General features: G+C 63.6%; 6 protein-coding genes and 1 tRNA gene. 3 read left to right on the forward strand and 4 right to left on the reverse strand.

All coding sequences use genetic code 11. From position 1 onward, the window contains the following. Positions 1-161 precede the first annotated feature (161 nt). The 4 genes from ACTS2Z_RS11655 to ACTS2Z_RS11670 all read right to left on the reverse strand — a co-directional run bounded on the left by ACTS2Z_RS11655 (position 162) and on the right by ACTS2Z_RS11670 (position 2,038). Entirely contained in the window at positions 162-542 is a 381-nt protein-coding gene (locus tag ACTS2Z_RS11655; protein WP_442573379.1) for a hypothetical protein, read from the reverse strand. Continuing rightward, a complete protein-coding gene (locus tag ACTS2Z_RS11660; protein WP_442573380.1) occupies positions 542-916 on the reverse strand; it encodes a heavy-metal-associated domain-containing protein in 375 nt (124 codons plus the stop codon). The genes ACTS2Z_RS11655 and ACTS2Z_RS11660 overlap by 1 nt, the downstream gene beginning before the upstream one ends. Positions 917-951: 35 nt before the next feature. After that, positions 952-1,596, reverse strand: a complete 645-nt coding sequence (locus tag ACTS2Z_RS11665) for a hypothetical protein (protein WP_442573381.1) — start codon at positions 1,594-1,596, stop codon at positions 952-954. A gap of 82 nt (positions 1,597-1,678) precedes the next feature. Then, positions 1,679-2,038: a hypothetical protein gene (locus tag ACTS2Z_RS11670; protein WP_442573382.1), complete on the reverse strand. Its 360-nt coding sequence runs from the start codon at positions 2,036-2,038 to the stop codon at positions 1,679-1,681. A 94-nt stretch (positions 2,039-2,132) separates the two neighbouring features. Between ACTS2Z_RS11670 and ACTS2Z_RS11675 the strand changes: the two genes are divergently transcribed. From ACTS2Z_RS11675 to ACTS2Z_RS11685, 3 genes are all read left to right on the forward strand, one after another. Beyond that, positions 2,133-2,209 (forward strand) — tRNA-Arg (locus ACTS2Z_RS11675). 147 nt (positions 2,210-2,356) lie between these two features. Continuing rightward, on the forward strand, positions 2,357-2,743 hold the full coding sequence (locus tag ACTS2Z_RS11680; protein WP_442573383.1) for a thioredoxin family protein: 387 nt from the start codon (positions 2,357-2,359) through the stop codon (positions 2,741-2,743). Positions 2,744-2,782: 39 nt separating this feature from the next. After that, a partial coding sequence (locus ACTS2Z_RS11685) for a cytochrome c biogenesis CcdA family protein (RefSeq protein WP_442573384.1) occupies positions 2,783-3,216 on the forward strand: 434 nt, incomplete at its 3' end.

The following is a 3,216-nucleotide window of genomic DNA, read 5'->3' on the forward strand; positions in this document are numbered from 1 at the left end:
AGCTTCCTCAACCTGCGCCGCGTCAGGACGCGCATCGCAGGCGGCCAGTGCGGCTGCTGCCAGAAAAATGCAGATATATGGATAGAGTTTCATCGCAGCGCCCCCGGCTTCACGCCAGTCTGTCAGGGACAGGGGCAGGCGTGAAGCCGGTTCGCGATCAATCAGAAGAAGATGCCGGCCGCCAGAAAGGCAAAGAAGAAGCCTGTCACCCAGACGATTGCCGCAATGATGAGGACAATACCGCCAAGAGAGCGCATCCGCCTGCAGGCCGCGGCCTGGGCCGGGTCAGCCGGACAAGGCGCGTTTCGCGTCAGCCAGCGCATGAGAAATGCGCCGGCCAACAGGGCGCCGGAGGCCGCAAAGAGCGGACCCTTCCATGCCGTGAAGGCAACAAGACCTGGCACATTGGCCACAAGTCCCGCCATCACCGCGCCAGCGCCTATCGTCACCAGCAGGGCGGGCAGGGCGCAACACACCAGCGTGGAGAGGCTTGCGAACAGGGCCAGGACCGGCCCGCCCGCTTCCCTTAACGCAAGCCGCATCACACACCCTCCGGACGGGCGATGCCATCGGCCTGATAACCGGCCCGGCGAATAAGGTCAGTGATCGTGTCGTCATCCATGACCTCGCCTTCGCGAAGGACGAAGGTCAGCGTCTTGGCGTCGAGATCGACCGTGGCGGCAGCAACCTCGTCACGCCGTTCGAACGTGCGGGTCATGGCCAGGGCACAGAAATCACAGACAGCACCGAGCACATCGACAACTACCAGTGATCCACCGGCTTCAAGCGCCTCGCGCATGGCCGGCGTGATCTGGCTTTCGGTCAGCGTCACGTCCTGTGCCTGGGCAGCGCAAAGCGTGGAAGGAAGAGCAAGGACACTCAGTGAAAGGGCGATAAAGAGCGTACGGATAAACATGGGTTTTCTCTCCATGGATGAGTGGGGCTGACCGCCTAGAAGCGGTACTGGATCTGGAAGAAGGGCCTGTCATCGGTCAGGGACCAGCCGGCCTCGGCCAGCAGCGGACCTTGAAAGAAGCGGACCAGGGGTGTGACGCCGACCGGCTCATCGGCTTCGGGCATGTGCTCGACCTGAACCATCAGCCAGGTGTGGAGCGCCCCGTAATTGGCGACATAGGGCGCAACACCGATACGCGCCGCCTGCATGGCCGAAGCTCCGGTTGTTTCTCCGGAAAAGCCGCGGGCCATGTAGGACACGAACCAGCGGCGCGTTTCCCAGTCGGCCATCACGCCAATCGAGCCCGCCGGACCGGTACCCGCCGGGTTGTCGCCGGTGCCATAGGCCAGCCCGCCTGCACCAGACAGATAGACATTGGCCTGATAGCCCTGCCCGAACCAGCGCCGGGCCAGCCATGTCGCCTGAAGCCCGTGAAAGGCGTGGTCATCTTCGCGGTGCCACTCGCCGCGATACCCGATCGAGTAGCGGTGATGCGGTGTGTAGTGCGCCCAGATGGCGCTATTGGCGCGGTCGTGCTCGCCGATGACCGTCCAGCCGCCTTCATAGGAGACCGGCCGGGCCATGGACTGGCCGGCGCAGACAAGCGCCAGCGCGGCGCCTGCCAGAAGTGTGTTCTTCAAGGGATTTTCCTTCCCTGCTGATCGTTTCTGCCAGCACCCGCGCGAAAATGCCGACGGATGCACAAGGGTTTTCAGGCAGGGATCAGAGGCGGGGAGGGGGAGGATCGTGAGCGGTCACGCCGTCAGGGGCAGAAATCACGATAAAGCCGTGGGGCGTACCGCCCATTGCCATTGCGGCCGGGGCTGGACCAATGACGGCCAGACCGGCAGCAAGGGCGCAGTCGAGACAGGCAGCGCCGCCGAAGCAGTCATGATCGCCATGCAGGAGAGACTGACTCTCTACGCCGGAGGAATGCGTCATGGCCTCGTGACAGGGAGGCTGGTGGCCTGCGCCTGCTGCATGACTGGAGGCCGGCATGTCAACGCCCTGCGCAAGCGCGCAGTTTGCCGACCCCGTTACGGCCAGGGCAATCAGAACAAGGCTGGCGATCAGCGTACGCATGACGGGATCTGTAGCATATTTCCCGGCGACTGCCATCTGGCCATGCCCCACCCGATGACACGCACCAAGCCATTGGCTAGATTGCGCGCCGGGCGTCCCCGTAGCTCAGCAGGATAGAGCACCAGATTCCTAATCTGGGGGCCACAGGTTCGAATCCTGTCGGGGACACCATTTTCTTTCTCAACAATCGCCACAGTCCGGCAACGCGATGCGCCTTTTCAGCGCCGCTGTAACCGTTCCCGATCCCCGCGCGAACTGACACGAGCAAGCCGGCAGGACACGCCTCGACCGGCAGCTCAACCCGACGGGAGACCTGTCATGTTCGTCAAAACCCTCATTTCCGGCACGTTCGCCGCCATTGCCCTTGCCGCGTCCGCGCTCGCCAGCGAGCCCTACACGCCGGAAGCCTTTGCCGCTGCGCAGATGCAAAACAGCCCGATCCTTGTCGAGATCGCTGCCGACTGGTGCCCGACCTGCCAGCGCCAGGGCGAAGTTATTGGTGCGCTGAAAGATCAGATGGTCTTTGACGGCCTGACGATTTTCCGTGTCGATTATGATGACCAGCGCGATGCCGTTCGCGAATTCCGGGCCACCACGCAGAGCACGCTGATCGTGTTTCGCGGTGAGACCGAAACCGGGCGGGCTGCCGGCATTACCAGCGAGGAAGACATCGCCGCGCTGATTGCCACGGCCTACGAAAATTAGGCCTTCGCCGACACCCCCACCTTGCCGGAGGCCTGATCCATGGGTCCTGAAAGCTATGTGTTCGGCTTCCTTGCCGGAACGCTCTCCATATTGTCGCCATGCGTGCTGCCGCTTTTGCCCATCGTACTGGGAACAGCCGCTAGCAAGCACAGGCTGGGGCCGCTGGCGCTTGCCGCGGGCCTGACCGTGTCGTTCACGGCAGTTGGCCTGTTCGTGGCAACAATAGGTTTTGCCATCGGGCTGGACGGCGAGATTATCCGGCAGGGCGGGGGTGTAATCCTCGCGGTCATCGGTCTTGTGCTTCTGGTTCCGGCCTTCTCGGCCCGGTTTGCGGTCGCGGCGGGGCCGGCGAGCAACTGGATCGAAAGCCGCCTCGGCGGCGTGGGTGATGGCGAGGGCCTCGCGCCTCAGTTTGCAATGGGCCTCCTGCTTGGCGCGGTCTGGAGCCCGTGTGTCGGGCCAACCCTTGGGGC

The organism is Glycocaulis sp. (genome assembly GCF_052168375.1).
Lineage (GTDB): Bacteria > Pseudomonadota > Alphaproteobacteria > Caulobacterales > Maricaulaceae > Glycocaulis.

Coding starts and splice junctions, on each gene's coding strand:
- ACTS2Z_RS11670 (WP_442573382.1), bottom strand. CDS start 2,038: ATGCGTACGCTGATCGCCAGCCTTGTTCTGATTGCCCTGGCCGTAACG.
- ACTS2Z_RS11680 (WP_442573383.1), top strand. CDS start 2,357: ATGTTCGTCAAAACCCTCATTTCCGGCACGTTCGCCGCCATTGCCCTT.
- ACTS2Z_RS11660 (WP_442573380.1), bottom strand. CDS start 916: ATGTTTATCCGTACGCTCTTTATCGCCCTTTCACTGAGTGTCCTTGCT.
- ACTS2Z_RS11655 (WP_442573379.1), bottom strand. CDS start 542: ATGCGGCTTGCGTTAAGGGAAGCGGGCGGGCCGGTCCTGGCCCTGTTC.